Below are 4,211 nucleotides of genomic sequence, written 5' to 3'. Positions count from 1 at the left end.
GGCCTGCGCGCTGGCCGAGCCGTCGCGCGAAGCCCGTGCCATGCGCCGCCCCGAGAAGCGGCAGGGCAGCAGCACGTTGTCGAGCACGCTCAGGTAGGGCAGCAGGTTGAACTGCTGGAAGATRTAGCCCACATGGGCGACCCGGGCACGGTCGCGCGCGGCGCCCGAGAGCCGGGCCCAGTCGTGGCCGAGCAGCTTGACCTGGCCGGCCTCGGCGATCAGCACGCCGGCCAGCAGCGACAGCAGCGTGCTCTTGCCGCAGCCGCTCGGGCCGTGCAGGAACACGGCCTCGCCGGCATCGACCTCGAAGCGCTCGATGTCGATGCACGGCCGCTCGGCACCGGGCCAGCCGAAGCGCAGCATCTGCGCCGAAAGGACGAGGCTCACTGGAGAACCTTCGCGCGGCGGCGCTTCGGTGCTCGCCTTCGGAGCGGCCGAATCACTTGCCCCAGGCGAGCCGCGCGGCCGGCCGCTTCAGCGTGCGCTTGAACTGTCCCTGCGGCGCGGCGATCTGGGCCTCGATCTGGCGCGGGCCCTTGAAGGCAGCGAACAGGTCGATGTCGATGAACTTGGCGGCCGCCGCATTGGTGCAGTTGAAGGCGAAGCTGCCATCGAGGTCGGCATGGCCTTCGCCGGCGCCTTCCTCGCCCTTGCCCAGACCCAGGGCCGTGGAACGCAGCGTGACCGGGCCCAGCTTGCAATTGGCGCTGGGGTCGATCTTGAAGCGCTGGTCGGCCGCGCGGAGTTGCGCGACGGCTTCCTCGGCGGCCGTCTTTTCGGGCTCGGTGCGAGGCGCGCGCTCGAATCCGACGAAGTTGTCGAGCGGGGATTCCATCTCGATGACGATGGCCGGGCCGTCGATCACGACGTTGAGCCTGATCTGACCATGGACATGGGCGGCCGGAGTCTGGGCCGGTGCCGCGAAGGGCGTTGCAAGGAAAGCGGTGAGGGCGAAAGTGACGAATGGGCGTCGGAAAGGGGTCATGCTTGGGCGCCTTGCCGGGTCGGCAGCCCCGGCGTGTTGCTCCATTCGCTCCAGCTGCCGGCATAGAGCGCGGTCGGCCCGAGGCCCGCGATCTGCATGGCGAGCAGGTTGGGCACGGCGCTCACGCCGCTGCCGCACTGGTGGACGACCGTCGCGGGATCCCGGCCCGCCAGCAAGCTGTCGAACTCGGCGCGCAACTGCGCGGCCGGCTTGAACTTGCCGTCGGGACCGAAGTTCTCGGTGAAGGGCCGGTTCACGGCCCCGGGGATGTGACCCGCGATCGGGTCCAGAGGTTCCACCTCGCCGCGATATCTTGCGCCGGCGCGGGCGTCGACCAGTGTCTGGCCGGCTTGCTCGAGCCGTGCCGCCACGGTCTGCGTGTCGACCAGCTTCAGCAGCGGCTCGCCGACCACGAAGTTCGACTGGAAGTGCGCAGGTTCCTCGCGGTTCGTGACCTCGCCGCCGGTCGCCTGCCAGGCCGGGAGCCCGCCGTCGAGCACGGCCACGGCGTCGTGGCCCATCCACTTGAGCATCCACCAGAGCCGGCCGCAGTAGTTGGCGCCGTTGCGGTCGTACACCACCGCCTGCATGCCGTTGGCGAARCCGACGCTGGACAGCCAGGCCGCGAAGCGCTCGCGGCTCGGCAGCGGATGGCGGCCGCCCGAAGCCGGCGGGCCGTCGTCCTGCGACACCACCACGCCGTGCGCGCCGGGCACGCCGTGCTTGGCGCTGAGGTCGGTGTCGAGGTTGGCATACACGGCGCCCGGGATGTGGGCCGCGCGGTACAGCTGCGGGCCGGCGTCGGGCTTCATCAGCTCGAAACTGCAGTCGAACACCATCGAGGCCGTGCTGCCGGCCAACAAGTCCTTCAGTTGTTCGGCGGAAATCAAGGTGGTGAAAGAAGGGTTGTGCATCATGGCCTCGACGAAAAGCAGATTGTCCAACGATACCTGCGCTCCTTGCCTCTTTGCCTTTGTCTGTTCGTGAAACACCGCGGAACCGGCTTCGCCGGGCCGCTGGTGTTGCCCCCGGTAGGGGGTGGGCGGGCTACACGCAGTGAGCCCAACCTGGGGGTGAGCAACAGTGACACCGCGGAACCGGCTTCGCCGGGCCGCTGGTGTTGCCCCCGGCAGGGGGTGGGCGGGCTACACGCAGTGAGCCCAACCTGGGGGCGAGCCTAATGCTCTTCGGCGGGCGCCTTGGGCAGCGAGCGCTGGCGCAGCACGGTGGCGGCGATGCCGCTGGCCACGATCAGCGCCATGCCGGTCCAGCCCGCGGCGTCGATGCGGTCGCCGAACAGCAGCACGCTGTAGATCGCGGCGAAAACGATGCCGGAGTATTGGAGATTGGCGACCACCAGCGTACCGCTTTCGGTCTTGGCGCTGGCGTAGGCGCGTGTCATACAGAGCTGCCCGAGCGCCGCCAGCACGCCGACCGGCAGCAGCCACAGCGCATGGCTCCAGGTCCAGTTGGCCCAGGGGGTGGCGCCGCCCAGCAGCGTGCCCAGACCGCCCGCGACGGCCGAGCCGACCGCGAAATAGAACACCGTGCGCGCCTCGGGCTCGCCGAGCCTCGACAGCGCCACCACCTGCATGTAGGCAAAAGCGGCCGTGAGACCCGACAGCAGGCCCAGGAGTCCGGCGAAACCCTGGTTGTCTCCCACCGTGGGCTTGAGCATCAGGACGACGCCGCCGAAGCCGGCCAGCACCGTGAGCACCAGCGGACCCTGCAGCGGCGGCCGCGGCAGGCTGCCGTCGCGGCCCGGCGTCGGCACCCAGGCGAGCAGGGCACCGCCGACCAGGAAGGCCGCGATCCAGACGCTGCTCATGTAGTTCAGCGTCATCGCGGTGGCCAGCGGCATGTGGGCGATGGCATAGAACCAGGCACCCAGCGACACGACGCCGATCAGGCTGCGCCAGGCGTGCATGCCGGGATAGCGGGTGGCCAGCGAGACGCCGCGGCTGCGCGCCAGCACCCAGAGGAACACGATGCCGATCAGGCCGCGGTAGAAGACCAGCTCGGCGCTGGAGAACCAGGCCGAGGCGTACTTCACGCACACGCCCATGGTGGCGAAGATCAGTGCGCCCAGCACCATCCAGAGCGCTTGCATCAGGCGCTGACCCCCAGCCTCGCCCACTTCGTGTGGCTCGGGCACCCCCTTCCAGGGGGCAACACCCGCGGCCCGGCAAAGCCGGTTCCGCGGTGTTTCACGAACGGGCCGGGCCGTGGGGCTTGGGTGTTCAACGGCTGCGCGCAGCGCGCCCGTTCGTGGGCTGCCGTGGAACCGGCTTCGCCGGGCCACCGGCAGCGCCCCCGGTAGGGGGGTGGCGGCCACACGAAGTGGGCAAGCCTGGGGGGGAGGTCATTTCCCTGCGGTACCACTCGTGGAACTGCTGCATGCCGTCTTCCATCGGGCTCTGGTAGGGGCCGCTCTCGTCGTCGCCGCGCTGCATCAGCGCGCGGCGCCCGGCGTCCATGCGCTCGGCGATCTCGTCGTCCTCGACGCAGGTCTCCATGTAGGCGGCCTGCTGGGCTTCGACGAACTCGCGTTCGAAGGCGACGATCTCCTCGGGATAGAAGAACTCGACCATGTTGAGCGTCTTCTGCGGGCCCACCGGATGCAGCGTCGAGACCGTGAGYACGTGCGGATACCACTCGACCATCACGTGCGGGTAGTAGCTGAGCCAGATCGCACCGTACCTGGGCGGATGGCCGTTGCGGTATTTGAGCAATTGCTCCTGCCAGCGCTGGTAGACCGGACTGCCGGCGCGGCCCAGCCGGTTGGCGACGCCCACGGTCTGGACCGAGAAATGGTGGCCGAACTCCCAGCGCAGGTCGTCGCAGGTGACGAAGCTGCCCAGCCCCGGGTGGAACGGGCCGACGTGGTAGTCCTCGAGGTAGACCTCGATGAAGGTCTTCCAGTTGTAGTTGCACTCGTGCAGCTCGACGCGGTCGAAGGCATAGCCATCGAAATCGAGGTCGAGGCGGGGACCGATCCGGCCGAGGTCGGCGGCGACATCGCGTCCGCGGCCGTTGGCGTTCTGCTCGAACAGGAGCCCGTTCCACTCGTTCAGCGGGTAGTTGTGCAGGTTGAGACAGGGGTCCTGCTCGAAGTGCGGCGCGCCGATCAGCGTGCCGGTGGTGCGCGAATCGGCGGCCGCGTAGGTCCAGCGGTGCAGCGGACACACGATGTTGCCGCCGGCCTGGGCCTCGAGCTGGCCGCGGC

5 protein-coding genes are annotated in these 4,211 nt (G+C 69.3%); all 5 read right to left on the bottom strand.

Annotated elements, in window-relative coordinates:
* A partial coding sequence (locus tag AC1D2K_RS30990; protein ID WP_478093802.1) for an ATP-binding cassette domain-containing protein occupies positions 1-363 on the bottom strand: 363 nt, incomplete at its 3' end.
* A gap of 76 nt (positions 364-439) precedes the next feature.
* Positions 440-985 carry a DUF2796 domain-containing protein gene (locus AC1D2K_RS30985; protein WP_478093799.1) on the bottom strand — a complete coding sequence of 182 codons (546 nt, stop codon included), beginning with the start codon at positions 983-985 and terminating at the stop codon, positions 440-442.
* Entirely contained in the window at positions 982-1,899 is a 918-nt protein-coding gene (locus AC1D2K_RS30980) for a sulfurtransferase (RefSeq protein WP_478093801.1), read from the bottom strand. Before AC1D2K_RS30980 ends, AC1D2K_RS30985 begins: the two co-directional genes overlap by 4 nt.
* 263 nt (positions 1,900-2,162) lie before the next feature.
* Positions 2,163-3,095 carry a DMT family transporter gene (locus tag AC1D2K_RS30975; protein WP_478093797.1) on the bottom strand — a complete coding sequence of 311 codons (933 nt, stop codon included), beginning with the start codon at positions 3,093-3,095 and terminating at the stop codon, positions 2,163-2,165.
* Positions 3,096-3,225: 130 nt separating this feature from the next.
* A partial coding sequence (locus AC1D2K_RS30970) for an aromatic ring-hydroxylating oxygenase subunit alpha (protein WP_478093796.1) occupies positions 3,226-4,211 on the bottom strand: 986 nt, incomplete at its 5' end.

Source organism: Variovorax sp. P1_H12_2, assembly GCF_056405335.1.
This window is presented reverse-complemented; position numbering and strand designations above follow the sequence as displayed.